Genomic DNA, 24,340 nt, shown 5'->3' with positions numbered 1-24,340 from the left:
ACAATGCAGGCAGAGCGCTATTGTATCAGCCAGCCGTCGGCTGCCGTCCGCTGCGCCGACCTTTTTCCCAGCCAACGTCAAGGAGCCCCAACATGGCGATCGAACTTCCCCCGCTTCCGTATGAAAAGAACGCGCTGGAGCCGCACATTTCCGCCGAAACGCTGGACTTCCACTACGGCAAGCATCACCAGGCCTACGTGACCAACCTCAACAAGCTGATCGAGGGCACCGAATTTGCCGACGCGCCGCTCGAGGACATCATCCGCAAGTCGTCCGGTGGCGTGTTCAACAACGCGGCGCAGATCTGGAACCACACGTTCTACTGGAACTCGATGAGCCCGAAAGGTGGCGGTGAACCCGGCGGCAAGCTGGCCGACGCGATCAACAAGGCGTTCGGCTCGGTCGACAAGTTCAAGGAAGAATTCAGCAAGTCCGCCGCGGGCAACTTCGGCTCCGGCTGGACCTGGCTGGTGCAGCGCCAGGACGGTTCGCTGGGCATCGTCAACACCTCGAACGCGGCCACGCCGATCACCGGCACCGACAAGCCGCTGTTCACCGCCGACGTGTGGGAACACGCCTACTACATCGACTACCGCAACGCCCGCCCGAAGTATCTGGAAGCGTTCTGGAACCTGGTGAACTGGGACTTCGCGGCAAAGAACCTCGCCTGAAGTCCGGCCATCTGAAAGCAGGAAGCGGGGCCGCCAGCGGCTCCGCTTTTTTCATGCCTGCACGAAGCCTCGATCAACCGAGTCGATCATCGGCCAGGTGATAGTGCGGGTCTTCGGCGGCGTTCGATTCGATCATGCCGCCCGCCTTCAGCAGCAACTCGGCACAATCCGGACTCAGGTGGCGCAGCTGCAGTCGCTTGCCGAGCTTCTGATAGCGCTCGGCCAGCGTATCGATGGCCTCGATGGCGGAGTGATCCATCACCCTGGCCCGACCGAATTCCACGATCACCTGCTGCGGGTCGTCCCTGGGGTGGAACAGGTTCTGGAAATTGCGGGTCGAGGCGAAGAAGAGCGTGCCCTCCAGCTCGTAGATGCGGCGGCCTTGGGCATCGGTGCGCGTGCTCACCTCGATCTGGCTGGCATGCTGCCAGGCGAATACCAGCGCCGAGATCACCACGCCCAGCAGCACCGCCAGCGCAAGGTCGGTGAAGATGGTCACCACGGTGACCGCGACGATCACCAGCGCATCGGCGCGCGGCACCTTGCCCAGCACCCGCACACTGCCCCAGACGAAGGTCTTCGCCGACACCACGAACATCACCCCGATCAGCGCCGCCAGCGGAATGCGCTCGATCAGCGCCGAGCCGAACAGGATGAATCCCAGCAGGCCCAGCCCGGCCACCACGCCCGACAGGCGATGAGTCGCGCCGGCACCGACGTTGATCATGCTCTGCCCGATCATCGCGCAGCCGCCCATGCCGCCAAACAGGCCGGTCACGATATTTGCGGCGCCCTGCGCCAGGCATTCACGGTTGGGCTTGCCGCGTGTATCGGTCATCTCATCGATCAGGTTCAGGGTCAGCAGCGACTCGATCAGGCCGACCATGGCCATGATCAGCGCGTACGGGAACACGATGCGCAATGTACCGAGGTTCCACGGCACGTCAGGAAGATGGAAGCTGGGCAGGCCGCCCTTGATCGAAGCCAGGTCACCGACCGTGCGCGTGTCGATGTCGAGCAGGTTGGTCAGCAGCGCCACAGCGAGGATCGCCACCAGCGCCGAAGGCACGGCCCGGGTCACGCGCGGCAGCAGGTAGATGATCGCGATGGCCAGCGCGACCAGGCTCAGCATCACCGCCAACGCCCGGCCGGTGATCCAGTCGCCGTGCTGCTGGAAATGCGGCATCTGTGCCAGGAAGATCACGATCGCCAGCCCGTTGACGAAACCCAGCATCACCGGGTGCGGCACCATGCGGATGAACTTGCCCAGTCGCAGCGCGCCGAACAGCAACTGCAGCAGCCCCATCAACACCACCGCGGCAAACAGATACTGCACGCCGTATTGCACCACCAGCGCCACGATCACCACGGCGATGGCGCCGGTGGCGCCGGAGATCATGCCCGGGCGCCCACCCAGCATGGCCGTGATCAGGCACATCATGAAGGCGGCGTACAAGCCGGTCAGCGGATTGACGTGGGCGATCACCGCAAAGGCGATCGCCTCGGGCACCAGGGCAAAGGCCACGGTGAGCCCGGACAAGACATTGTTTTTCGCTTGCGCGAGCGAGAGCGACATGGAAATCCCTGTTGTTCGACGCCAGCGCGGCCGGCATCGACGGTGCCTTCGGCTGGCGGCGGTTTCACGAAAACGCACGGTGTCGGACATGGCGACACGGCGCAGCAGACGGAAGAACAGAGGGGGCGCTTACACTGGCGGAAGATCCTGGGGGCCGGCGCGAACAGCGCCATGCAAGCCGCCCAATATAGCAGGCAGGCTGCCGGATCGGGGCCAGCCTGCTCCGGATTCCGGGCGCGACAGGATCAATCGCCCAGCACGTCCAGCACCGGCTGCGCCTGTGGCTGCCGATCGAGCAAGCGGGCAACCCGCTGCACCCGCTCGGCCAGCGCACCGGCATCGATGCCGCAGACGGTCGCGTGGCCGACCTTGCGGCCGGCCCGCTCCTGCTTGCCGTAGTCGTGCCAGTGCGCATCGACCGTTTCCAGCACGGCCGTCTGCTCCGGCAGTTCGCCGATCCAGTTGAACATCGCCGACATCCCGCGCACACCGGTGTCACCCAGCGGCATGCCGAGCACGGCCCGCACGTGGTTCTCGAACTGGCTGGTGCGGGCGCCCTCGATGGTCCAGTGCCCGGAGTTGTGCACCCGCGGCGCCATTTCGTTGCCGAGCAACTCGCCATTCCTGACGAACAGCTCCAGCGCGAACACCCCTACGTAGCCCAGCCGTTCGGCCAGGATGCGGGCCAGTTCGGTGGCGCGTTCCTGCAGCACATCGCTGTCCGGCGCCGGCGCCAGGCTCATCGACAGCACGCCGTCGACATGCCAGTTGCGGGTCAGCGGCCAGGTGCGGAAGTCACCGTCGCGGCCGCGCACGGCAAGCACCGACAACTCGCGCTCGAACGGCACGAAGGCTTCGAGAATGAGTCCATGGGCCGGTGCCTGCGCGCCGAGCGCCGCCCAGGCCGCGTCGGCATCGGCCACCTCTCGCAAGCGGAACTGGCCCTTGCCGTCATAGCCGAGCCGCCGCGTTTTCAGGATGGCCGGCGCGCCGACCCGTGCCAGCGCCTGATCCAGCTGCTCTCGGGTGTCCACCGTCATGAAGTCAGGCGTGGACAAACCGCATTCGCGGAACAGGGTTTTCTCCGCCAGCCGATCCTGCGCCACCGCCAAGGCCTGCGGCGCGGGAAACACCGCCACGCGTTCGGCCAGCCAGTGCGCGGTTTCGGCGGGCACGTTCTCGAAATCGAAGGTCACCACATCCACCTGCGCGGCAAACTTCTCCAGCGCCGCGTAGTCGGTCCAGTCCGCCACCACCAGCGGCGCGACCTGGCCCGCGCAGGCATCGGCCGCGCTGTCCACCACCAGTGACTTCACTCCCAGCGGCGCCGCAGCCAACGCCAGCATGCGCGCCAGCTGGCCGCCACCGAGTACGCCCAGCACGGGCTGCTGCCGCGGGCTCATTGGCGCGGGTCCGGCTGTTCCAGCACGGCTTGGGTCTGGCGCAGCCGCCAGTTGTCCAGCGCCGCCGCCAGGGCAGGATCGTGCAGGGCCAGCACCGCCGCCGCCAGCAGGCCTGCGTTCACCGCGCCGGCGCGACCGATGGCCAGCGTTCCGACCGGGATGCCGGCCGGCATCTGGGCGATCGACAGCAGGGAATCCATGCCGTTGAGCGCCTTCGACTGCACCGGCACGCCGAACACCGGCAGCCGGGTCTTGGCCGCCAGCATGCCGGGCAGATGGGCGGCCCCACCGGCGCCGGCGACCACCACCTGGATGCCGCGGGCCGCCGCCTGTTCCGCGTAGCTGAACAACAGGTCCGGCGTACGATGCGCGGAGACCACCCTGACCTCATGGGCAACGCCCAGTTCGGTCAGCACGTCGACCGCGTGCTGCATCGTTTCCCAGTCCGAGCGCGAGCCCATCACGACGCCGACGCGCGGCTGCATGCTTGTTCCTGTCATGGCCGGAATGCCCAAAAACGGCTATTGTACGGGCTTTCTCCACCCCGGCACACCCAAGCGAACCATGGACAAGCGCCTGCTAGACATTCTGTGCTGCCCGGTCAGCAAAACCCCGTTGCGCCCCCTCAGCAAGCGCGAACTCGACGCACTGAACGAAGGCATCGGCGGCGGCAAGGTCGACACCGTAGCCGGCGTGACCGTGGGCGAGCGGGTCAGCGAAGGCCTGATCACCACGGACGGCAAGGTGATCTACCGGGTCGAGGACGGCATTCCGGTCATGCTGCCCGAGGAAGGCATCGGCACGCTGCAACTGGCCGATTTTCCTGCGGCCTGAGGCCGCAGCAGTGGCCTGAAACGCCGGGTCGGGCATGACACGGGGGCGTCATTTGGCTTATCGTCGACACCTGCGCCGCCCATTGTGGGTCCGGTCGCACGCCATGTTTCAGGGGTTTGGCGATGAATGAAGCCACCGATACGCCACGAGTCGTCAGTCTGAGCCAGCGCATGGACCCGGCCAGCGAGCGCGTGGGCGAATTGCTGAGCGCGGTTCGCAACATCGCCGGCAAGCACCTGCAGCAGTGGACCGGCAACGCGTTCGAGCATGTCGACGACGCCCTGTTCGACCTGGCCGAGAAGGCCGAAAACAACGCCACCCAGATGCATTATTTCGACGGCATGCGCGAGGTGCGCAAGCGCCGGCCGTCGGTGGAACGCAACTTCCTCGGCGCGGTCAGCCGCAGCATTGCCGAGCTGGCCCATCCGCCCAAGGCGGAACCGACGAACGTCCCGGCATCACTCGGTGGCGTCGAGCTTTCGCTGGTGGCGGACAACGAGCTGGAAGAGTCGCTGGCGATCACCAGCATGATCGGCAAGAACGAATCGCGGCTGTCGCGCGATCTGTTCTCGGTCAACCAGCGGCTGTCGGTGATCTGCGGCGGCCACAAGGTGGACGATGCCGGCAACCCGGTGGGGCCGGCGGTGCTGGCCCAGGCCTTCCGCCAGGCCCTGCACGAACTCAGCGCCGACATGCGCGTCAAGCTGATCATCTACAAGCTGTTCGATCGCTACGTGCTGTCATGCCTGGAAGAGCTCTACCAGGACATCAACACCGAGCTGGTGCGCGCCGGCGTATTGCCGCAGCTGCGCCACGAGATCATGCGCGGCGGCAATGCCAAGCCGGGCCCGGCGGGCACCCAGGCCGGAGGCGTCGATCCCGCCGGTGGCGTCGCCAGTGGCAACGTCGACGAGGCTGGCGACATCCCGAGCGACCTGCTGCAGACCCTGCATGCCCTGTTCAGCGCGCGGCGCCCGCACGCCGGCGTCGGCCTGGGCGCGGCGAACCTGCCCAGTGGTCCGCTGCCGTCGGCCAACGAGTTGCTCGGCGCCTTGAGCGTGCTGCAAAGCCAGATCGCCAGTGCCGGTCCGCTGCCGCATGCGCAGCCGGATGACGCCGCGGAGCTGAGCCGCGAGGTGCTGCAGCTGAAGGGTCAGTTGCTGACCCAGCTTGGCGCCCTGCGTGGCGAGAAGCCCAGTCATGTCGCCACCATCGATGAGGACACCATCGACCTGGTCGGCATGCTGTTCGAATTCATCCTCGAAGACCGCAACCTGCCCGCCGCGATGCAGGTCATGCTGGCACGCCTGCAGATCCCCTATCTCAAGGCGGCGATCCTCGACCGCAAGCTGTTCGCCCATCGCCAGCACCCGGCGCGACGCCTGCTCGACTGCCTGGCCGAGCAGGCCAAGAGCTGGTCGCAGGAATCCGATCGCGACCAGCGCCTGCACGACAAGGTGAAATGGATCGTCGATCAGCTGTTGCACGATTTCGACGACGACATGGGCATCTTCGACCGCCTGCTGGTCGATCTGCAGCAGTTCCAGGATGCCAACAAGCGTCGCTCCGAACTGGCCGAGCAGCGCGTGGCCGAGTCGACCCGCGGTCGCGAGAAGCTCGAGCAGGCGCGCCGTCGTGCCGCCCGCGAGATCCTCGATCGCATCGGCGAGAACAAGTTGCCACCGCTGGTCCACGGCGTGCTGGCAAGGGCCTGGGCCAATCACCTGGTGCTCACCCTGTTGCGCGAGGGCGAGGATTCGCCTGCCTTCAAGAGCGCCCTGCGCTTCATCGACGAATTCATCGCCAGCACGCGCACGCCGCATGACGTCCAGAGCCAGCAGACGCTGCGCCAGATGCTTCCGGGCATCGAGCGGGCATTGCGGCAAGGCCTGGCCAACGTGGCGTTCCAGGAACAGGACGTGGAGCGCCTGCTGGCGCAGCTGCATACGTACTACCGTCAGCAACTTGGCGAGACGCTCGGTCCGGCCGAGGTCGTCACCGTCGAGGAAGACGCCGCGATGCTGGCGATTCCCGACAACATCCAGCCGATCATCGAAAGCCGGAACTCGCAGCAGGAAGAGCTCGAGGAAGAGGTCGCCGAAGTTCCGCTGGACAGCCCGGAATGGCATCAGGTGCTGGCGCTGCAACCCGGCACCTGGCTGGAATTCTGCCTGCCCGACGAGGCCATGACCCGCGCCAAGCTGTCCTGGATCAGCCCGATGAGCGGCCGCTACCTGTTCGTCAACCGGCGCGGCCTGAAGGTGGCCGATTACTCGCCGCAGGAACTGACCGGGCTGATGACCAATGGCCAGGCTCGCGTGCTCGCCGCGAACGCGCTGTTCGACCGGGCGATGAGCGCGATCGTGGGCAAGCTCAGCCAGCCGGACAACCCGGCCCCCGCAGACAACCCCGCCGAATGACCCAGCCTTCACCGCTCACGCCGCCTGCCGCCGATCAGATTGCCCTGGATGTCGAACGTGCCCTCGCCGAGGATCTCGGCGCAGGCGACGCGACGGCGGATCTCCTACCCGTCGATGCCCGGGCTCATGCGGTACTGACCTGCCGCGACGCTGCCGTGATCGCCGGTACGGCCTGGTTCGACGCCTGTTTCCGCCGCCTCGATCCCGCGGTGCGGATCGACTGGCAGGTCCGTGACGGCGAGCGCGTGGCGCCAGGCACGGTGATCTGCCGGCTGTCCGGCCATGCCCGCTCGCTGGTCACCGCCGAACGTTCGGCGCTGAACTTCCTGCAACTGCTTTCCGCCACTGCCACCCTCACCGCAAGCTACGTGGCGGCAGTGGCCGGCACCGGCACGCGGGTGCTCGATACCCGCAAGACCATCCCGGGCCTGCGGATCGCCCAGAAATACGCGGTGCGCTGCGGCGGGGGCCACAACCACCGCATCGGGCTGTACGACGCGATCCTGATCAAGGAAAACCACATCATCGCCGCCGGCAGCATTGCCGCCGCCGTCGCGGCGGCGCGCCGCTCGCACTCCAGCCTGCTGCTGGAGATCGAGGTGGAGAATCTCGATGAGCTGGAACAGGCCCTCGAGGCCGGCGTGGACCGCATCATGCTGGACAACTTCTCGCTGGCGGACATGCATGAAGCGGTGACCCGCACCGCCGGCCGGGTGGCGCTGGAAGTCTCCGGCAACGTCGACCTGGAGACGATCGGCGAATACGCCCGCACCGGCGTGGACTTCGTCTCGGTCGGCGCGCTGACCAAGCACGTGCACGCGGTCGACCTGTCGTTGCGGCTGCAGCTGGACTGACCGGAGCGACGGCCGGGCCATTGGCTCCGGCAGCTTGCACTGCATCGACGGCACCCACACACTGAAGGCATGAGCGACGTCTTCAACCTCCTGCTGCTGCTCGCCCTTGTCGCCATCGTGGCCGCGTGGCTGAAGCTCAGCGCCGCCCGCGACCGGGCGGTGCTGGAGGCCCGGCGCCAGTGCGAGCAACACGGCCTGCAACTGCTCGATGAAACGGTCGGGCTGCGCGCCCTGCGGCTGCGCCGGGTCGACGGCCTGCTGCGAGTCGAGCGCTGCTACGGTTTCGAAGTGAGCATCGACGGCCACGATCGCGAGCCGTGCCGGCTGTGGATGCTGGGCAACAGCCTCAGCGGCCTCAGCCTCCCGGTGATCGAACTGCAGCCCCACGAAACCCTGGCCAACCGGACCGACAACGTGGTGCCGCTGCGCCCGCGCCGGATTGATCGCCTGAACTGACCCGGCGGGCGCCACTTGCCCGCCCCTGGCCTCGGCGGCGCAGGGCCATGAATCTCCGCGCTACTTCACCACCCGCAGATGCGGCGCGCTGCGCTTCGGCCGGGAACCCGCATCCTCGGCGCCACCGTGGCCCGGCGTACTGTCGTCCGGCTCGGGAGCGGACGGTGGCGGGTCACCACCTTCCTCGTCGGCGGGGAACATCATGCCCTGGCCGTTCTCCTGGGCGTACAGCGCCAGCACGGCCAGCACCGGAATCTGGATCGACTGGCTGACGCCGGAGAAACGTGCCTGGAAGCTGATCCAGTCATTGCCCAGGTCGAGGTTCGCCACCGCCCGCATCGCCAGATTCAGCACGACTTGGCCATTCTTGATCACCTGCGGCGGCACCCGCACGCCGGCAAACGTCGCATCCACCAGGATGTAGGGGGTCAGTTCGTTGTCGCTGATCCAGTCGTAGATCGCCCGCAGCAGATACGGCCGATTGGACGTCATTGGAACTACTTCATTCTTGCTCATGATCCTGCCGCATTGCCTTTTCCTGATCGGTCATGCTGCGCGCAAAACCCTGACTGTGAAACAACCGCTCGCCGTAATCGATCAGCGGCTTGCCTTCCCTGCCCAGATCCACGCCCAGCCACGGCAGTCGCCAGATGACCGGCGCCACCAGGCAATCGGCCAGGCTCATTTCGGGATTGAGGAAGAACTTCGCCGCCTTGAACAGCGGCACGGAAGCCAGCAGGTGCTCGCGCAGGCGCTTGCGCGCCGCGTCCGCCGGCCGGCCACCGGCACGGATGATGTCGACTTCGACCAGCCAGTCCTTCTCGATGCGCACGGCCGCCACGCGCAGCCGCGCCCGCGACTGCGGATCGATCGGCATCAGCGGGGGATGCGGGTAGCGCTCGTCGAGGTACTCGCAGACCACCGAGGTATCGAACAGGGTCAGGTCGCGATCGACCAGGGTCGGCGTGCTGGCGTAGGGATTGAGGTCGATCAGGTCCTCGGGAGGACGTGCCGGATCAACCAGGACGCGTTCGTAGCTGACCCCCTTGGCGGCAAGAACCAGCCTGGCACGATGACATTGCACGTCATCGGCGGTGGTGTAGAGCGTCAATACGGTACGCGAGCGAGCGCTTGGGACCATGCGCATTTCCCCATCGGTGAGACGACTGCGGCGGCTCGTGGCCGCCGCAGTCGGTTGATGCCATCCGGCTTCAGTGAACGTCCTTCCAGTATTCCTTCTTCAGCATGGCTGCCAGCAAGGTGAAGAACGCCAGGAACAACAGTACCCAGATGCCGTAATGATGACGCTCCAGCGCCGCCGGTTCGGAGGCATATTCCAGGAACGTGGTCAGGTCGCGACTGGCCTGCTGGAACTGCGCCGGGGTCAGCTTGCCCGGTTGCGACAGCACCAGTTTCTCGACCTTCGCATCCTCGCCCGGCTTGGCCTCGGTCATCACGGCCGTCTGCAGGCCCTGCAATTCCCACAGCGGGAACGGCATCGACGCGTTCGGAAATACCGTGTTGTTCCAGCCGACCGGACGGCTCGGGTCCAGGTAGAACGAGTTGAGGTAGGCGTTGACCCAGTCCGCACCCTTGGCGCGCACTTCCAGCGAGAGATCCGGCGGTGCCTTGCCGAACCACTTGGCCGCCATCTCCGCCGGCATGTGGGAAACCACGGGCTCACCGAACTTGGCGCCGGTGAAATTGAGGTTTTCCATCACTTCGGCTTCGGTCAACCCCAGATCGCTGGCGATCCGCTCGTAACGCATGTACTTGAGCGAGTGGCAGCCGACGCAGTAGTTGAAGAACAGCTTGGCGCCGCGCTGCAGCGAAGCCTGGTCCTGCACGTTGGTGCCGGCGGGCGGCAGGCCGCCCTCTTCCGACGCCTGCACCGAGGCGCTGCCGACGATCAGACCGAACGCCAACGCCACCGGGAAGATGTACCGCTTCATTAGCAGCTGCCGCTTAGTCATGCGTCGTCACCCGTTCCGGAACCGGCTTGGTCTTTTCCCAGCCGAAGTGTGTATAGACCCAAAGGAATGCGAAGAAGCCGAAGTAGACCAGCGTCATCAGGCGGCCGAACAGGTTTTCCCAGAACGTCACGTCGACATCGCCGAACCAGACCGGGATCACCTCGGCAGTGATGCCCGCGCCGACCGCACCCAGCGCGATGAACGACACCACGAACAGCCCCAGTGCCACCTTGAAGCCGGTGCCGCGGTAACGGATCGACTTGACCTTGCCGCGGTCGAACCAGGGCAGCGCGAACAGCACCGCGATCGCGCCGAACATCGCCAGCACGCCCCACACGGCGGAGCCGAGGAAGGACGGGATCATGCGCACGATCGCGTAGAACGGGGTGAAGTACCACACCGGCTTGATGTGCGACGGGGTCGCCAGGTTGTTCGCCGGGATGAAGTTGTCGTGCTCGAGGAACCAGCCGCCGAAGGTCGGCGCGAAGAAGATGATGAAGGCGGCGATCAGCAGGAAGAAGCCCACGCCAACCAGGTCCTTCACCGTGTAGTACGGATGGAACGGAATGCCGTCGGCCGGCTTCAGCGCATCCCAGCGGTTGCCCTTGGGACCCTTCTTGATCTCCACGCCATCGGGGTTGTTCGAGCCCACTTCATGCAGGGCCGCGATGTGCAGCACCACCAGCAGCAGCAGCACGATCGGCAGCGCGATCACGTGCAGGGCGAAGAAGCGGTTCAAGGTGGCGTCGGCGGGCAGGAAGTCGCCCATGATCCATTCCACCAGCGTGTTGCCGATGTAGGGAATGGTACCGAACAGCGAGATGATCACCTTGGCGCCCCAGAACGACATGTTGCCCCACGGCAGCACGTAGCCCATGAAGGCTTCCGCCATCAGCACCAGGAAGATCAGCATGCCGAGCAGCCACACCAGCTCGCGCGGCTTCTTGTACGAGCCGTACATGATGCCGCGGAACATGTGCAGGAACACCACCACGAAGAACAGCGAGGCGCCGGTGGAGTGCATGTAGCGGATCAGCCAGCCCCACTCCACGTCACGCATGATGTACTCGACCGAGTTGAAGGCTCCCGCCGCACTCGGGTTGTAGTTCATGGTGAGGAAGATGCCGGTGACGATCTGGTTGATCAGCACCAGCAGGGCGAGCGAACCGAAGTAGTACCAGAGGTTGAAGTTCTTCGGCGCGTAGTACTCGGTCATGTGCGCGCGGTACATCGGCGCCATGCCGGGTGCGCGTTCGTTGACCCAGTCACCGACTCTCGTGAATACGTTGGCCATTAGCCAGCCTCCTTCGGATCCACGCCAATCTGGATGGTGCTGTCATCGATGAAGTGATACGGCGGCACCGGCAGGTTCTTCGGCGCCGGAACGCCCTGGAACACGCGACCGGCCAGGTCGTAACGCGACTTGTGGCAGGGGCAGTAGAAACCGCCCTTCCACTCCGGATCGAACGGCTCGGGCTTGATCTCCGGCACGAAGTCGGGGACGCAGCCCAGATGCGTGCAGATGCCGATCATGACCAGCCATTCGGGCTTGATCGAGCGCGCTTCGTTCTGCGCGTACTTCGGCTGCTGATCGGCGGAAGCGCCGTCGGACTTGGGGTCGACCAGGCGCGAGTCCACCATCGGCAGGGTCGCCAGCTGGGCTTTCGTGCGGTTCAGCACGAACACCGGCAGGCTGCGCCACGATACGGTCAGCAATTGCCCCGCCTCGATCTTGGCCAGCGATTGGGTAACCGGAGCGCCAGCGGCCTTGGCGCGCGCACTGGGTTCCCACGACTTGATGAAGGGCACAGCCGCCGACACGATTCCGATACCACCAACCACCGCAGTGGTTGCTGTCAGGAAACGGCGGCGGCCATGATCGACGACTTCGTTCGCCATCAGGCTCTCCGGATTACATTGCTTGCCATTGAGACACAGGCGTTTTGGTGCCTGCAAAAATCGCGTTAGTGTAGCGTCAGGCCCTGCCCCGTACAATAAACGGCATCACGGCGAAGTCCAGCCGCCACACCACTCGCCACGATCGCCGGGACCCATCCTCCGACATGAAACATGCCGCCGGCACGCTCCTGTTCATTGCCCGCTTCGCCATTCTCGGACTGGCCATGGCCTTCGTGGTCGGCCTGTTCTGGCCGGGCAGCGGCGAGCGGCTGCGGGCGCGCTTCGGGCTGACCGAGTCCGTGCACGCGCCGGCGGCCAGCCAGCCCCGCGTGGGCAACGGGCCCGTGTCCTACGCCGACGCGGTGGCCGCCGCAGCGCCCTCGGTGGTCAACATCTACGCCAACAAGATCGTCACCGAGCAGGCCGTGCGGATGTACGACAACCCGGTGCTGCAGCAGTTGTTCGGTGGCCAGCCGACGACCTACCAGCATCGGGAACAGACGCTGGGCTCGGGGGTGATCGTCAACGCCCAGGGTTACGTGCTGACCAACAATCACGTGATCGCCCATGCGGCCGACATCCAGGTGCTGCTGTATGACGGCCGCATCGCCCAGGCCCGCCTGGTCGGCGCCGACGAGGAATCCGATCTTGCCGTGCTGAAGATCGACGCCAGCAATCCGCCGGTGATCCCGATCGCCAGCGAAGACCCGCGGCCGGGCGACGTGGTGCTGGCGATCGGCAACCCGCTCGGGCTCAACCAGACCGTGACCATGGGCATCGTCAGCGCGATCGGCCGCCAGTTGAACAGCTCCAGCGCCGAGGATTTCATCCAGACCGACGCGGCCATCAACCTGGGCAATTCCGGCGGCGCCCTGGTCAACGCCGAGGGCCAGCTGGTCGGCATCAATACCTTGCTGATCGGCAAGGCCGCCGGCGCCGAAGGCATCGGCTTCGCGATACCGGTCACCACCGCGAAGAAAGTGCTGGACCAGATCATCGCCACCGGACATGTGGTGCGCGGCTGGCTCGGCGCCGACTACGCCTTCGTGCCGGTCGCGGCCAACAGCGGCTTGCCGGCGGCAGCCCGCGGCGCGCTGGTCACCAACGTCTATCCGGGCAGTCCGGCGGCCCTGGCCGGCATCAAGCCGCGCGACATCCTGCTGCGCATCGGCAGCGAGGACATCCTCGATCCGGCCAGCCTGCGCCGCTCCGAAGCGGCGCTCAAACCGGGCAGCAAGGTCGAGATCTCGGGCTTGCGCAACGGCAGCCCGTTCCACGCCGAGGCCACCGTGGCGCAACGACCCGCGATGGGCACGAACGCGCTGTCCGGCGACTGAGGGCAGCCGGCGAGAACGTGCCGGCTCAGGGCGCGGAGCCCGGCCCCCGCGCAGCCAGCGGCTGGTGGATCGCCGCGCCGTAGCGCTTGCGCAAGGTACCCACCCGCTCCACGTAGACCTGGGTCTCCGCATACGGCGGCACGCCCCTGTAGCGCTGCACGGCACCGGGGCCCGCGTTGTAGGCCGCGGCGGCCAGTCGCTCGTCGCCGTTGAAGTCATGCAGCAGCAGGCTGAGATAGCGTGCGCCGCCGCGGATGTTCTGGTCGCTGTCGAACGCGTCCAGCACGCCCATGTCGCCCGCCGTTCCGGGCATCAGCTGCATCAGTCCCTGCGCGCCCGCGATGGACAAGGCGCGTGGATTGAACGCGCTCTCGGCATGGATGATTGCCCGCAGGAACGCCTCGTCGACCCCATATTCCAGGCTGGCGGCGCGAATCGTGTCCGCATACGCGGTCAGGTTGAGCGCCACGCTGCCCCAGCGAACCGTCGAATGCAGGTTGCATGCGGCACAGGTGGCGATATAGGTGAACAGCATGGTGACGGCGCGGCCGCGCGTGCCACCGACCTGGGGCAGGTTGGTGTATTCCACGCTGCCATCCGCCCGCACGATGCGGTAGACCGCACCACGCAACACCTTGTCGGCCGCTGGCCCGGTCGCCGCCGACGCAGCAACGGGGGCCGGCGTCTCGCGGTAACTCCACTGGCCGGGCACGGCCGTGGCGGGGCCGCCGATCGCGCTCGCCCCAGTGGCCACCGAGCCCTGCACGGCGGCCAGGGAAACCTTGCCGGCCGGTGCAGGACCGATCGGTGTCGCGCTGGTTTCGACCGTTCCCCGCACGTTGGTCAGCGCCGCGGCTTCCACGCTGCCGTCCACCAGCTTGCGGGCCGAGGTCGTCACCGCGGAGGACACCCCGGTCAGCGACACCCGCGGACGCGGCGCCGGCTTGCGCCGGAATGCGGGCGCGGCGTAGCTGCTGATCGCGCGGCAACCGTGATAGCCGACCTTGCTGCTGCTGTACGCCGTCTCGCCATTGGCGCCGGTACACTGATACAGCACGCCGGCCCGGGCCGACGGCCACCACAGCAGGCCGCAGGCCAGCGCGACCCCGCAAAGGATCGTGCGTAATGGGAAGCCCCGGAACAGTCGACCGACGCTTCCCCCGTGACCTGCGACGTCGAACATGGGCGCAGTGTGCCGCCATGTGCCGCCAGCGCCAAGTCCGCAGCGGCGATTTCGTGCGCCATGCAGCGTTCCGGGCCGCAGGCCGGTGCACGGCCGGAACTGCGGCAGCGGCATCGGACCGCCGGTCGACGAGCCGCAAGTGCTTGATCCGGCATGGCGAATTACTGGCAGGCGGGCGCCCGCGCGGGTAAACTGCGCGGTTCACACGATGGCACCCCGTGCCTCACGAACCACGGTATCCCCAGTCATGAGCGGCAACCCGACGCCTCCGAAACTCTTCATCAAGACCCACGGCTGCCAGATGAACGAGTACGACTCGGCCAAGATGGCCGACGTGCTGAAGGCGTCGCACGGCATGGAGCTGACCCAGGACGAATCCGAGGCGGACGTGATCCTGATCAACACCTGCTCGATCCGCGAGAAGGCGCAGGAAAAAGTGTTCAGCCAGCTCGGCCGCTGGAAGCAGCACAAGAAGGACGGCAAGCCGGTGCTGATCGGCGTCGGTGGCTGCGTGGCGAGCCAGGAAGGCGACGCCATCGTCAAGCGCGCGCCGTACGTCGACCTGGTGTTCGGCCCGCAGACCCTGCACCGCCTGCCCCAGCTGATCGAGCAGCAGCGCGCCAGCGGCAAGCCGCAGGTCGACATCAGCTTCCCCGAGATCGAGAAGTTCGACCGCCTGCCCGAGCCACGCGCCGAAGGCCCCACCGCCTTCGTCTCGATCATGGAGGGCTGCTCGAAATACTGCAGCTACTGCGTGGTGCCGTACACCCGCGGCGAGGAACTCAGCCGTCCATTCGACGACGTGATCGTCGAGGTGGCCAAGCTCGCCGCCCAGGGCGTGCGCGAAGTGAACCTGCTGGGCCAGAACGTCAACGCGTATCGCGGCGCCACCTTCGACGGCGGCATCGCCGACCTCGCCGTGCTGATCCACGCGATCGCCCGGATCGACGGCATCGGCCGCATCCGCTTCACCACCTCGCATCCGCTGGAGTTCTCCGACTCGCTGATCGAGGCCTACGCCAACGTGCCGCAGCTGGCGAATTACCTGCACCTGCCGGTGCAGGCCGGCTCCGACCGCATCCTCTCCGCGATGAAGCGCGGCTACACCGCGCTGGAGTTCAAGCAGAAGATCCGCAAGCTGCGCGCGGTGCGGCCGGACATCTGCGTGTCATCCGATTTCATCGTGGGCTTCCCCGGCGAGACTGCCGAGGATTTCGACAAGACCATGAAGCTGATCGACGACATCGGCTTCGACCAGAGCTTCTCCTTCATCTTCTCCTCGCGTCCCGGCACGCCGGCGGCAAACCTCGCCGACGACACGCCGGCCAGTGAAAAGCATGAGCGCCTGTCCCGTCTGCAAACCGCGATCAACGCGAATGCGAAAGCGATCAGCCAGGCGATGGTCGGCACCGTGCAGCGCGTGCTGGTCGAAAAGCCCAGCACCCGCGACGCCAGCGAACTGACCGGCCGCACCGAGAACATGCGCTTCGTCAACTTCCCCGGTCATCCGCGCCTGATCGGCCAGTTCGTCGAGGTGGAGATCACCGAGGCGATGAGCAACTCGCTGCGCGGGCGGGTGAAGCTGGCAGACGAAGTCGCCGCACTCGCGTCATGAGCGGGCTGGTGATCCGGGAAATCGGCGCGGACGAGTTCGTGCGCGTGTGGCCGTTCTTCCAGATGATCGCCGCCGGCGGGGACACCTACACCTATCCGCGCGACATCACCCTCGAACAGGCCCGCTCCATGTGGACCACGCCGCCGGCACGCTGTTTCGTGGCCGAACGCGACGGCCAGGCGCTGGGCTGTTACCGGCTGGCGCCCAACCAGATGGGTCCCGGCGACCACGTGGCCAACGGCAGCTACATGGTGGCGCCGCAGGCACGCCGGCAGGGCATTGCGTCGACCTTGTGCGAACACTCGCTGGAACAGGCGCGCCAGGCCGGCTTCAGCGCGATGCAGTTCAATGCCGTGGTGGCCAGCAACACCAGCGCCGTGCGGCTGTGGCAGCGCCACGGTTTTCGCATCGTCGGCCAGGTGCCCGGCGCCTTCCGTCACGCGCTGCTCGGCCCCACCGATCTCTACGTGATGCATCGAGCCCTGTAGCCGGCGGCGACGGAGTGGCTCAATCCAGCCGCTTGCGGAAACGCAAGATCGCCAGCGCCATCATCGCCACGGTGAACACGGCCAGCGCGAGCACGTCGCCCCACATCTCCCACAGCCCCGCGCCTCGCAGCATCACGCCGCGGATCAGGCGCAGGAAATGGGTCAGCGGCAGCGCCTCGGCGATCCATTGCACTACCCGCGGCATGCCCGCGAACGGAAACATGAAACCGGACAGCAGGATCGACGGCAGGAACACGAAGATCATCATCTGCATCGCCTGGAACTGCGACTGCGCGCGGGTGGAGATCAGCAGGCCCAGGGTGAGGTTGGCAAGGATCAGCAGGCTCGACGCCAGGTACACGTCGAGCACGCTGCCGCGGATCGGCACCTCGAACAGCCATATGCCGAGCGCCAGGATCACGCTGGTCTGCACCAGCCCGATCGCGACATACGGCAGCACCTTGCCGACCATCAGTTCGGAACGGGTCAGCGGCGTGGCGATCAGCAACTCCATGTTGCCGCGCTCGCGTTCGCGCACGATCGCAATGGCGGTGAACAGCACCATCGTCATGGTCAGGATCACCCCGATCAGGCCGGGCACGATGTTGACTGCCGAGCTGCGCTGCGGGTTGTAGAACGCGACCACGCTGATCCGCCCGGACACCGGCGTGCTGGTCAGCGGCGCACGCGTATCGGGCCGGGCACTGTCGATCGGCACCTGCGCGAGCTGCGCGGCGGCGCCCTGCACCGTCGTGTCGCTGCCGTCGACCAGCACCTGCGCCACGGCGCGGCCGTCGATGCGGCGGCGCTCGAAATCCGGCGGCACCACGATGCCGATGCTGACTTTGCCGGCACGGATCATCGCCATCAGTTCCTGCGGCGTGTCCGCTTTCGCGACCGGCGCGACCACGCCGGTGGCCAGCATGTCCATCACCAGTGCCCGCGAGCCGGCGGTGTCGGCCTGGTCGGCGACACCGGTGGCCAGCCCGCGCAGGTTGGTGTTGATCGCATAGCCGAACAACACCAGCTGGATCACCGGAATGGCCATGATCATCGCCAGCGTGACGCGGTCGCGGCGCATCTGGCGCAGCTCCTTGATCACGATCGCCCACAGCCGGCGCCAGTTCATGCAGTGCGCTCCCCGTGCGCGTCGCCCTTGCGCGTGGCGGCGACGAACACGTCTTCAAGGCTGGGTGGCGCCGGCACCACGTCGGCTTTCGGCCCGGCGGTCGCCAGTGCCTGGTCCAGGCGTTGCGTCACGTCGCCGATGTCTTCCGCGACCAGCACGCGCAAGGTGTTGCCGACCTGGGCTACGCCGAGCACGCCCGGCAGTTCGACCAGCGCGCGCTGGGCCGCGCGCGGGTCGGCGGTGTCGACGATGAAGGTGCGTCCGTCCAGCTCGGCGGTGAGCTCGCGCGGCGTGCCGTCGGCGACCAGCGCGCCGCGATCGAGGATCGCCAGCCGGTGGCAGCGCTCGGCCTCGTCCATCAGGTGAGTGGACACCAGCAAGGTGGTGCCGTTGTCGGCCAGCTCGAACAACTTCTCCCAGAAGTCGCGGCGCGATTCCGGATCGACCGCGCTGGTCGGCTCGTCCAGGAACAGCAGCTCAGGCTCGTGGATCACCGCGCAGGCCAGCGCGAGGCGCTGCTTCTGGCCGCCGCTCATGCTGCCGGCGAGCTGCTGCTGTCGGTCGCCGAAGTGGTATTGCCCGATCAGTTCGTCGATGCGGCCCTTCGTCTTCGCCTTCGGCACGCCCTGGATCGCGGCCAGGAATTCCAGGTTCTCGCGCACGCTGAGGTCCTCGAACAGCGAGAACTTCTGGGTCATGTAGCCGATATGCGGACGCAACTCGTCGGCCTGCGCCGGAATCTTCAGGCCCAGCACCTCGATCTCGCCATCGGTCGGCGTCAACAGGCCGCACAGCATGCGGATCGTGGTCGACTTGCCGGAGCCGTTCGGGCCGAGGAAGCCATAGACACGTTTTGCCGGCACCTCGAGGTCGACGTGATCGACCGCGACCAGCTTGCCGAAGCGCCTGGTCAGTCCGCGGGCGCGGATCGCCACGCTGCCGGCATCGGTGGTCACCTTGCGGACCCGTGGAACTCGACTCGCACCGGCAGACCGGCGGGAAGGTCCGCCGCGTCCCCACCCAGCGTCACTTCGGCCAGATAGCTCAGCCGCGCCGCGTCGTCGCCGATCAGCGCGTAATAAGGGGTGAAATCGGGTTCGCTGCGGATCATCCGCACCGTGCCGGCATACGGCTGTTCGCGGCCGCTCACGAAGACCCGGATCGCATCGCCGACATGCATGCCCGCGCGCTGCTGCACCGGCACGTAGATGCGTGCATATGGCGCGTCGCCGGCCAGCAGGATCGCCACCGGCGCGCCCACCGGCGCCTGGTCGCCCAGCTTGTACGGCAGGCTGTCGATCCGCCCGGCGCGCGTCGCCACGATGGCCAGCTTGCCCAGCAGCACCCGCTGCGCATCGACCTCCGCTTGCGCCGCCGCGACTGCCGCCTGCGCCTGCGCGAGCTGTTCCGGACGGGTGCCGTGCAGCAGTTCGTCGAGGGCCGCGCCGGCAGCGGCCACCTGGCCGTCGGCGTTGCCGGCCGCGGCGCGGGCGCGATCCAGATCGGCCGCGGCCACGTAGTTCTGGCCCTTCAGCGGAAGCAGGCGGTGGTAGTACGCCCCGGCTTCACGCGCCTGCGCCTGCGCCGCCGCCAGATTCGCCCGCGCCTTGGCGATGTCCTCGCTGCGCGGGCCGGTTTCGAGCTCGGCCAATACTTCGCGCTGCTGTTGCAGCTGGGCTTCGGCGGCCGCGAGCTGGGCACCGGCATGGGCGGGGTCAAGTCGCAGCAGCGGCTGCCCCGCCTTGACCCGCTCGCCCTCGCGCACGTCGACCGCCACGATGCGTTCGGCGGCGGGCGCGGGCAGCGTGATGCGGTCGAATTCAAGCGTGCCCAGCGCCTGCGGCGGCTGTTTGCCGCAACCGGCGGTGATGGCGAGCAGCACGGCCGCCAGCGACCGGCAAATCACGGCTGCGATCTTCATGCGGTTTCTCCGGGTACTGCCGCGCCAATACCGTGTCCGAGCAAGGCCAGCGTGTGCCTGGGCATGACCTCGGCCCCCAGTTCTTCGGCGCCGAACGCGCGTCGCCAGATCGGTGCACCCGCGGCGGGAAACAGGGTCAATCCGACCAGCGAGACGACCAGCAGGCGCGGGTCCAGCGCCGCATTCAGCCGTCCATCCGCCTGCGCCGCCGCGAAGCGTTGCGCCAGCAGCTGCGGCACCCCCGGCACGCCCCGGGTGAACAGCACTTCGCGCAGCGCGCCGCCCTCGCACAGCACCTCGCGGACCCACAGCGGCGGCAGCCAGGGATGCTGCGCGACCAGCTCGCCGATGCCGCGCACGAAACCCTCGGCCAGGGTGGCCGGATCGTCCCCGGCATGTTCAAGTTGCGTGCGCAGCGGCGCCAGCGCCGGCAGCAGGCGCTCGTCGATCACCGCCTGCTGCAGTCGCGCCTTGTCGCCGAAGTAGTAATGCAGCATTGCCGGGGTGACGCCTGCCTCGGTGGCGATCGCCCGCAGCGAGGTGGCGGCGATCCCGGTGCGCGCGAACTGGGCGATCGCCGCATCCAGCAGGCGCCGCCGCAAGTCCTGGTCGTCGCCGCTGGGTCGCCCGGCACGGCGACCCGCCTCTGCGCGCTTGTTCGAGGTGGTCATGCGCGCAAATTAATTCATCAATTAATTATTTGCAAATTGCTGGTCATGCGGGCTTTCGGCAATGGCCCTTCCGGCAGCGGCGCGCTACTCTCGCGCCCCTATGAGCGAACTCAACCAGCGCGACTTCACCCTCGACCCCGAAGACAACGCCCGCCTCGCCAACCTGTGCGGGCCGTTCGACGAGCACCTGCGCCAGATCGAACTGCGCCTCGGCGTGGAGATCAACCACCGCGGCAGCATCTTTCAGGTGCTCGGCGCGGACGCCCCCGCCAAGGCCACCGAAAAAGTGCTGCGTGCGCTGTACGCCAGCACCGAAGACGAGGCGCTGACCGGCGCGAAGATCAACCTGCACCTGGCCGAATCCGGCGTCGACGCGATCGCCGAAGCGGACGCCGGGGAAGCGCAGGAAGTGGTGATCAAGGTCAAGCGCGGCGTGATCAAGGGCCGCGGACCGAACCAGGCGCGCTACCTGCACGCGATCGCCAGCCACGACATCAACTTCGGCGTGGGCCCGGCCGGCACCGGCAAGACTTATCTGGCCGTGGCCAGCGCGGTCGAAGCGCTGGAGGCGAACCGGGTGCAGCGGCTGATCCTGGTGCGCCCGGCGGTGGAGGCCGGCGAGAAGCTGGGCTTCCTGCCCGGCGATCTGTCGCAGAAGGTCGATCCCTACCTGCGCCCGCTGTACGACGCGCTGTACGAGATGCTCGGCTTCGAGAAGGTGGCCAAGCTGATCGAGCGCAACGTGATCGAGATCGCGCCGCTGGCCTACATGCGCGGGCGCACCTTGAACGATTCCTACGTGATCCTCGACGAAGCGCAGAACACCACGGTCGAGCAGATGAAGATGTTCCTGACGCGCATCGGCTTCGGCACGGTGGCGGTGATCACCGGCGACGTCACCCAGGTCGACCTGCCGCGCAGCACGCGCTCGGGCCTGCGCCAGGCCATCGAGGTCTTGCGGGGCGTGAACGGCATCAGCTTCACCTTCTTCACCTCGCGCGACGTGGTGCGCCATCCGCTGGTGGCTAAGATCGTGCGTGCGTACGAGGCGTTCGAGCAGAAGGACGAGGGCGGCGAATGAACGCGCCGGTGATCCTCGCCGTCGGCTACGCCGTGCCGCGCGCCGGCTTGCCCGCGTCGGCCAGTTTCCGCCGCTGGGTGGAGGCGGCGCTGCGCGGCGCCAGACGCCGGAAGAGCGTCGAGCTGGCGATCCGCATCGTCGACGCCGACGAGGGCCGCGCGCTCAATCGCGACTACCGCGGCAAGGATTACGCCACCAACGTGCTGTCGTTCCCCGCCGAGTTGCCGCCCGGCATGAACCTGCCGCTGATCGGCGACCTGGCGATCTGCGCGCCGGTGGTGATGCGCGAGGCCGCCGAACAGGGCAAGGCATCGCGCGACCACTGGGCCCATCTCACCGTCCACGGCGTGCTGCACCTGCTCGGCTACGACCATCTCGTGGACGCCGAAGCCGAGGCGATGGAAGCGCTGGAAACCCGCATCCTGGCCGGCCTCGGCATTGCCGACCCCTACGCCTGACGTGCTTGCTCCCTCACCTGCCAAGCAGGGGAGGGCCGGGGCGGGGTTCGCTGTTGATCTTCCCCGCCCCCCAGAGCAACCCCCTCACCTGAAGGACTCCTTCCGGTCGCCAACCTCCCCTGTGCGCAGGAGAAGGGGCAACGGCACGCTGGTGCCCTGAACCATCGCGACTTTTCCGCTAGAATCGGGCTTCCGCCCGTTTCCGGGCAGAATCCCAACGAGTGATGAGCGACGACCCCGGCAGTACCAGCGGCCCGGCCCACCGAACCTGGTGGGATCGACTGGGCCACATGTTTTCCGGCGAGCCACGCAACCGCGACGAACTGATCGAGGAATTGCGCTCCGCCCAGACCAACGGACTACTGTCCGTGAACACCCTCACCATGGTCGAGGGTGCGATCAAGGTCACCGAACTCAGCGTTGACGACGTGATGGTGCCGCGGGCGCAGATCGTGATGCTGGCGGCCGAGTCACCGCTGCCCGACATGCTCGCCGCCGTGGTCGAATCCGGCCACTCGCGTTTCCCGGTGCACGGCGAGGACAAGGACGAAATCCTCGGCATCCTGCTGGCCAAGGACCTGTTGAAGTATTTCGGCGCCGCCGAACACTTCGACATCCGCGCGATCCTGCGCCCGGCCGTGCTGATCCCCGAATCGATGCGGCTGAACGTGTTGCTGGAAGAATTCCGCCTTAGCCGCAACCACATGGCGCTGGTGGTCAACGAATACGGCGGCGTCGCCGGACTGGTCACCATCGAGGACGTGCTCGAGCAGATCGTTGGCGAGATCGACGACGAGCACGACGACGAGGAGGAACCCGAGCTGATGCACGTGCAGCCCGGCGGCGACTGGCTGGTCAGCGCGTTGACGCCGATCGAGGATTTCAACGAACAGACCGGCGCCGACTTCTCCGACGAGGAGTACGACACCGTGGGCGGCATGGTCACCTCCGAGTTCGGCCACCTGCCCGAGGTCGGCGAGGAAGTCAGCATCGGCGACTACCTGTTCCACGTTACCGAGGCCGACGATCGACGGGTGCAGGGCTTCCGCGTGGTGCGCCGGTAGACTCCCTCACGCCCGCTGCGCGGGGCCGGATCACCGGGCGCGTTCCCGCAGCACCACGACAAGGTTGAACCCATGCGACAAACCGGTCTCGCGTTCCTGCTCCTCGCCCTGTGGCTGGCCATCGCGCCGGCGCACGCCAGCGTGGCCAACGCGCCGGGAGCGAACCTAGAAGTGTCACTGGTCACCTACGGCCCGGGTGAAACCTACTGGGAGCGCTTCGGCCACGATGCCATCGAAGTGCGCGACACGGTCTCCGGCGAAGCGGTCAGCTTCAACTACGGCGTGTTCGACTTCAACGAAGCCAACTTTTTCCCCAACTTCGCCCGCGGCCGCATGCACTATCTGATGGATGCGGCGCCGACCAGCCTGGACGAAAGCTATTACGTCGAGGCCGGCCGCTCGATCACTCGCCAGCCGCTGGCGCTCGATGCGAACCAAGCCGCCGCGCTGCGCGACTTCCTGTTGTGGAACCTGCGCCCGGAGAACGCGGGCTACAACTACGACTACTACGCGGACAACTGCACTACCCGCGTCCGCGATGCTCTGAACCAGGCGCTCGGCGGCATCTTGGCCACGCAGATGAAAGCACGCGCCGGCGGCATGACTTACCGCCAGCAGACCGATCGCCTGATGAGCGGCCAGCCATGGCTGATGCTGGTGCTGGACCTCGGCCTCGGGCCGTATGCGGACCAGCCGCTCGATGCATGGCGGGAAAGCTTCCTGCCCGAAGTGCTGCAGTCGCAACTGCGCGAAGTGAAGGTGGACGACGGCCACGGCGGCCTGCGTCCGCTGGTGATCGGCGAGCAACTGGTTTCGGCAAACCGGCTCGACGTGCCACCGACCGTGCCGCCCGACCTGCGCCTGCCCCTGGCGCTGGCCGGGCTGTTGCTGGCGGCGCTGCTGGTGCTGGGCCGTCGCCACTGGCCCACCGGCTACGCCCTGCTCGGCACGATCTACCTCGTTGCCGCGGGCCTGGTCGGCATCGTGCTGCTGGCGCTGTGGACGCTGACCAGCCATCACTCGGCCTGGGCCAACGCCAACCTGCTGCTGTTCAATCCGCTGGCCTTCCTGTTGCTGCCGACGCTGTGGCGCGCGCGCCGCGGCCTGGCAGCCTCGCGCTTCATCGATGGCGTGATCGCGATCCAGTTGCTGGCCTGCATGGTCGCGGTGCTGCTGCACCTGCTGCCCGGTACCGTGCAGCAGAACCAGCCGTGGCTGCTGTTTGCGCTGCCGGTCTGGCTCGCCCTGGCCTGGAGCCTGCGCCACCGCCGCTGATCCGCGTTGCCCCGCCCGCGGACGGGGGGCAT

General features: G+C 67.1%; 25 protein-coding genes. 12 read left to right on the top strand and 13 right to left on the bottom strand.

Annotation, left to right across the window (positions count from 1 at the left end; genetic code table 11):
- Nucleotides 1-92 precede the first annotated feature (92 nt).
- Nucleotides 93-671: a superoxide dismutase gene (locus tag UU7_RS10210; RefSeq protein ID WP_007807983.1), complete on the top strand. Its 579-nt coding sequence runs from the start codon at nt 93-95 to the stop codon at nt 669-671.
- 73 nt (nt 672-744) lie between these two features.
- Here the strand turns inward: UU7_RS10210 and UU7_RS10205 are convergent, their stop codons facing one another.
- The 3 genes from UU7_RS10205 to purE form a co-directional block, all read right to left on the bottom strand.
- Complete coding sequence (locus UU7_RS10205; protein WP_007807982.1) at nt 745-2,247, bottom strand: SulP family inorganic anion transporter; 1,503 nt, start codon at nt 2,245-2,247, stop codon at nt 745-747.
- 245 nt (nt 2,248-2,492) lie between these two features.
- Complete coding sequence (locus tag UU7_RS10200) at nt 2,493-3,650, bottom strand: 5-(carboxyamino)imidazole ribonucleotide synthase (RefSeq protein WP_007807981.1); 1,158 nt, start codon at nt 3,648-3,650, stop codon at nt 2,493-2,495.
- On the bottom strand, nt 3,647-4,150 hold the full coding sequence (gene purE / locus UU7_RS10195; RefSeq protein ID WP_040673257.1) for a 5-(carboxyamino)imidazole ribonucleotide mutase: 504 nt from the start codon (nt 4,148-4,150) through the stop codon (nt 3,647-3,649). The genes UU7_RS10200 and purE overlap by 4 nt, the downstream gene beginning before the upstream one ends.
- A 64-nt stretch (nt 4,151-4,214) precedes the next feature.
- Here purE and UU7_RS10190 point away from each other — a divergent pair, with 64 nt between their 5' ends.
- The 4 genes from UU7_RS10190 to UU7_RS10175 all read left to right on the top strand — a co-directional run bounded on the left by UU7_RS10190 (nt 4,215) and on the right by UU7_RS10175 (nt 8,214).
- Complete coding sequence (locus UU7_RS10190; protein ID WP_040673256.1) at nt 4,215-4,484, top strand: Trm112 family protein; 270 nt, start codon at nt 4,215-4,217, stop codon at nt 4,482-4,484.
- Between the two features lie 122 nt (nt 4,485-4,606).
- Nucleotides 4,607-6,904 (top strand): DUF1631 domain-containing protein, encoded by a 2,298-nt coding sequence (locus UU7_RS10185; RefSeq protein ID WP_040673255.1) that lies wholly within the window; start codon nt 4,607-4,609, stop codon nt 6,902-6,904.
- Nucleotides 6,901-7,758, top strand: coding sequence for a carboxylating nicotinate-nucleotide diphosphorylase (gene nadC, locus UU7_RS10180; RefSeq protein WP_007807975.1), 858 nt, complete (start codon nt 6,901-6,903; stop codon nt 7,756-7,758). The genes UU7_RS10185 and nadC overlap by 4 nt, the downstream gene beginning before the upstream one ends.
- Nucleotides 7,759-7,827: 69 nt before the next feature.
- Nucleotides 7,828-8,214, top strand: coding sequence for a DUF3301 domain-containing protein (locus tag UU7_RS10175; protein WP_007807973.1), 387 nt, complete (start codon nt 7,828-7,830; stop codon nt 8,212-8,214).
- 60 nt (nt 8,215-8,274) lie between these two features.
- Here the strand turns inward: UU7_RS10175 and UU7_RS10170 are convergent, their stop codons facing one another.
- From UU7_RS10170 to petA, 5 genes are all read right to left on the bottom strand, one after another.
- On the bottom strand, nt 8,275-8,706 hold the full coding sequence (locus UU7_RS10170) for a ClpXP protease specificity-enhancing factor (RefSeq protein WP_007807972.1): 432 nt from the start codon (nt 8,704-8,706) through the stop codon (nt 8,275-8,277).
- A 10-nt stretch (nt 8,707-8,716) separates the two neighbouring features.
- Nucleotides 8,717-9,355, bottom strand: a complete 639-nt coding sequence (locus UU7_RS10165; protein WP_007807971.1) for a glutathione S-transferase N-terminal domain-containing protein — start codon at nt 9,353-9,355, stop codon at nt 8,717-8,719.
- Between the two features lie 70 nt (nt 9,356-9,425).
- A complete protein-coding gene (locus UU7_RS10160; RefSeq protein ID WP_007807970.1) occupies nt 9,426-10,166 on the bottom strand; it encodes a cytochrome c1 in 741 nt (246 codons plus the stop codon).
- Between the two features lie 13 nt (nt 10,167-10,179).
- Nucleotides 10,180-11,481 (bottom strand): cytochrome b, encoded by a 1,302-nt coding sequence (locus tag UU7_RS10155; RefSeq protein ID WP_007807969.1) that lies wholly within the window; start codon nt 11,479-11,481, stop codon nt 10,180-10,182.
- On the bottom strand, nt 11,481-12,086 hold the full coding sequence (gene petA / locus UU7_RS10150; protein ID WP_007807968.1) for a ubiquinol-cytochrome c reductase iron-sulfur subunit: 606 nt from the start codon (nt 12,084-12,086) through the stop codon (nt 11,481-11,483). Before petA ends, UU7_RS10155 begins: the two co-directional genes overlap by 1 nt.
- A gap of 164 nt (nt 12,087-12,250) precedes the next feature.
- Between petA and UU7_RS10145 the strand changes: the two genes are divergently transcribed.
- Nucleotides 12,251-13,423, top strand: coding sequence for a S1C family serine protease (locus UU7_RS10145; protein ID WP_007807967.1), 1,173 nt, complete (start codon nt 12,251-12,253; stop codon nt 13,421-13,423).
- Nucleotides 13,424-13,448: 25 nt separating this feature from the next.
- On the opposite strand, the gene UU7_RS10140 is transcribed toward UU7_RS10145, so the two are convergent.
- Nucleotides 13,449-14,606, bottom strand: a complete 1,158-nt coding sequence (locus UU7_RS10140; RefSeq protein WP_007807966.1) for a lytic transglycosylase domain-containing protein — start codon at nt 14,604-14,606, stop codon at nt 13,449-13,451.
- Nucleotides 14,607-14,853: 247 nt separating this feature from the next.
- On the opposite strand from UU7_RS10140, the gene miaB reads away from it, so the two are divergent.
- Complete coding sequence (gene miaB / locus UU7_RS10135; protein WP_007807965.1) at nt 14,854-16,221, top strand: tRNA (N6-isopentenyl adenosine(37)-C2)-methylthiotransferase MiaB; 1,368 nt, start codon at nt 14,854-14,856, stop codon at nt 16,219-16,221.
- Complete coding sequence (locus UU7_RS10130; protein ID WP_007807964.1) at nt 16,218-16,709, top strand: GNAT family N-acetyltransferase; 492 nt, start codon at nt 16,218-16,220, stop codon at nt 16,707-16,709. Before miaB ends, UU7_RS10130 begins: the two co-directional genes overlap by 4 nt.
- Before the next feature lie 19 nt (nt 16,710-16,728).
- On the opposite strand, the gene UU7_RS10125 is transcribed toward UU7_RS10130, so the two are convergent.
- From UU7_RS10125 to UU7_RS10110, 4 genes are read right to left on the bottom strand one after another with little or no spacing between them, the layout of a single operon-like run.
- Nucleotides 16,729-17,838, bottom strand: a complete 1,110-nt coding sequence (locus tag UU7_RS10125; protein WP_007807963.1) for an ABC transporter permease — start codon at nt 17,836-17,838, stop codon at nt 16,729-16,731.
- Nucleotides 17,835-18,767: an ABC transporter ATP-binding protein gene (locus UU7_RS10120; RefSeq protein WP_040673264.1), complete on the bottom strand. Its 933-nt coding sequence runs from the start codon at nt 18,765-18,767 to the stop codon at nt 17,835-17,837. Before UU7_RS10120 ends, UU7_RS10125 begins: the two co-directional genes overlap by 4 nt.
- Before the next feature lie 23 nt (nt 18,768-18,790).
- Nucleotides 18,791-19,759 carry an HlyD family secretion protein gene (locus tag UU7_RS10115; protein ID WP_007807958.1) on the bottom strand — a complete coding sequence of 323 codons (969 nt, stop codon included), beginning with the start codon at nt 19,757-19,759 and terminating at the stop codon, nt 18,791-18,793.
- Nucleotides 19,756-20,430: a TetR/AcrR family transcriptional regulator gene (locus tag UU7_RS10110; protein ID WP_007807957.1), complete on the bottom strand. Its 675-nt coding sequence runs from the start codon at nt 20,428-20,430 to the stop codon at nt 19,756-19,758. Before UU7_RS10110 ends, UU7_RS10115 begins: the two co-directional genes overlap by 4 nt.
- A gap of 100 nt (nt 20,431-20,530) precedes the next feature.
- Between UU7_RS10110 and UU7_RS10105 the strand changes: the two genes are divergently transcribed.
- The 4 genes from UU7_RS10105 to UU7_RS10090 all read left to right on the top strand — a co-directional run bounded on the left by UU7_RS10105 (nt 20,531) and on the right by UU7_RS10090 (nt 24,308).
- Nucleotides 20,531-21,511 carry a PhoH family protein gene (locus tag UU7_RS10105; protein ID WP_007807956.1) on the top strand — a complete coding sequence of 327 codons (981 nt, stop codon included), beginning with the start codon at nt 20,531-20,533 and terminating at the stop codon, nt 21,509-21,511.
- Nucleotides 21,508-21,969: an rRNA maturation RNase YbeY gene (gene ybeY / locus UU7_RS10100; protein ID WP_007807955.1), complete on the top strand. Its 462-nt coding sequence runs from the start codon at nt 21,508-21,510 to the stop codon at nt 21,967-21,969. The genes UU7_RS10105 and ybeY overlap by 4 nt, the downstream gene beginning before the upstream one ends.
- A 224-nt stretch (nt 21,970-22,193) precedes the next feature.
- Nucleotides 22,194-23,033 (top strand): CorC family transporter, encoded by an 840-nt coding sequence (locus tag UU7_RS10095; protein WP_007807954.1) that lies wholly within the window; start codon nt 22,194-22,196, stop codon nt 23,031-23,033.
- 72 nt (nt 23,034-23,105) lie between these two features.
- On the top strand, nt 23,106-24,308 hold the full coding sequence (locus tag UU7_RS10090; RefSeq protein WP_007807953.1) for a lipoprotein N-acyltransferase Lnb domain-containing protein: 1,203 nt from the start codon (nt 23,106-23,108) through the stop codon (nt 24,306-24,308).
- Nucleotides 24,309-24,340 lie beyond the last annotated feature (32 nt).

It is taken from the genome of Rhodanobacter spathiphylli B39 (assembly GCF_000264295.1).
Taxonomy (GTDB): Bacteria; Pseudomonadota; Gammaproteobacteria; order Xanthomonadales; family Rhodanobacteraceae; genus Rhodanobacter; species Rhodanobacter spathiphylli.
The sequence above is the reverse complement of the archived record's forward strand: the minus strand, read 5'-3'. Positions and strand labels throughout refer to the sequence as shown.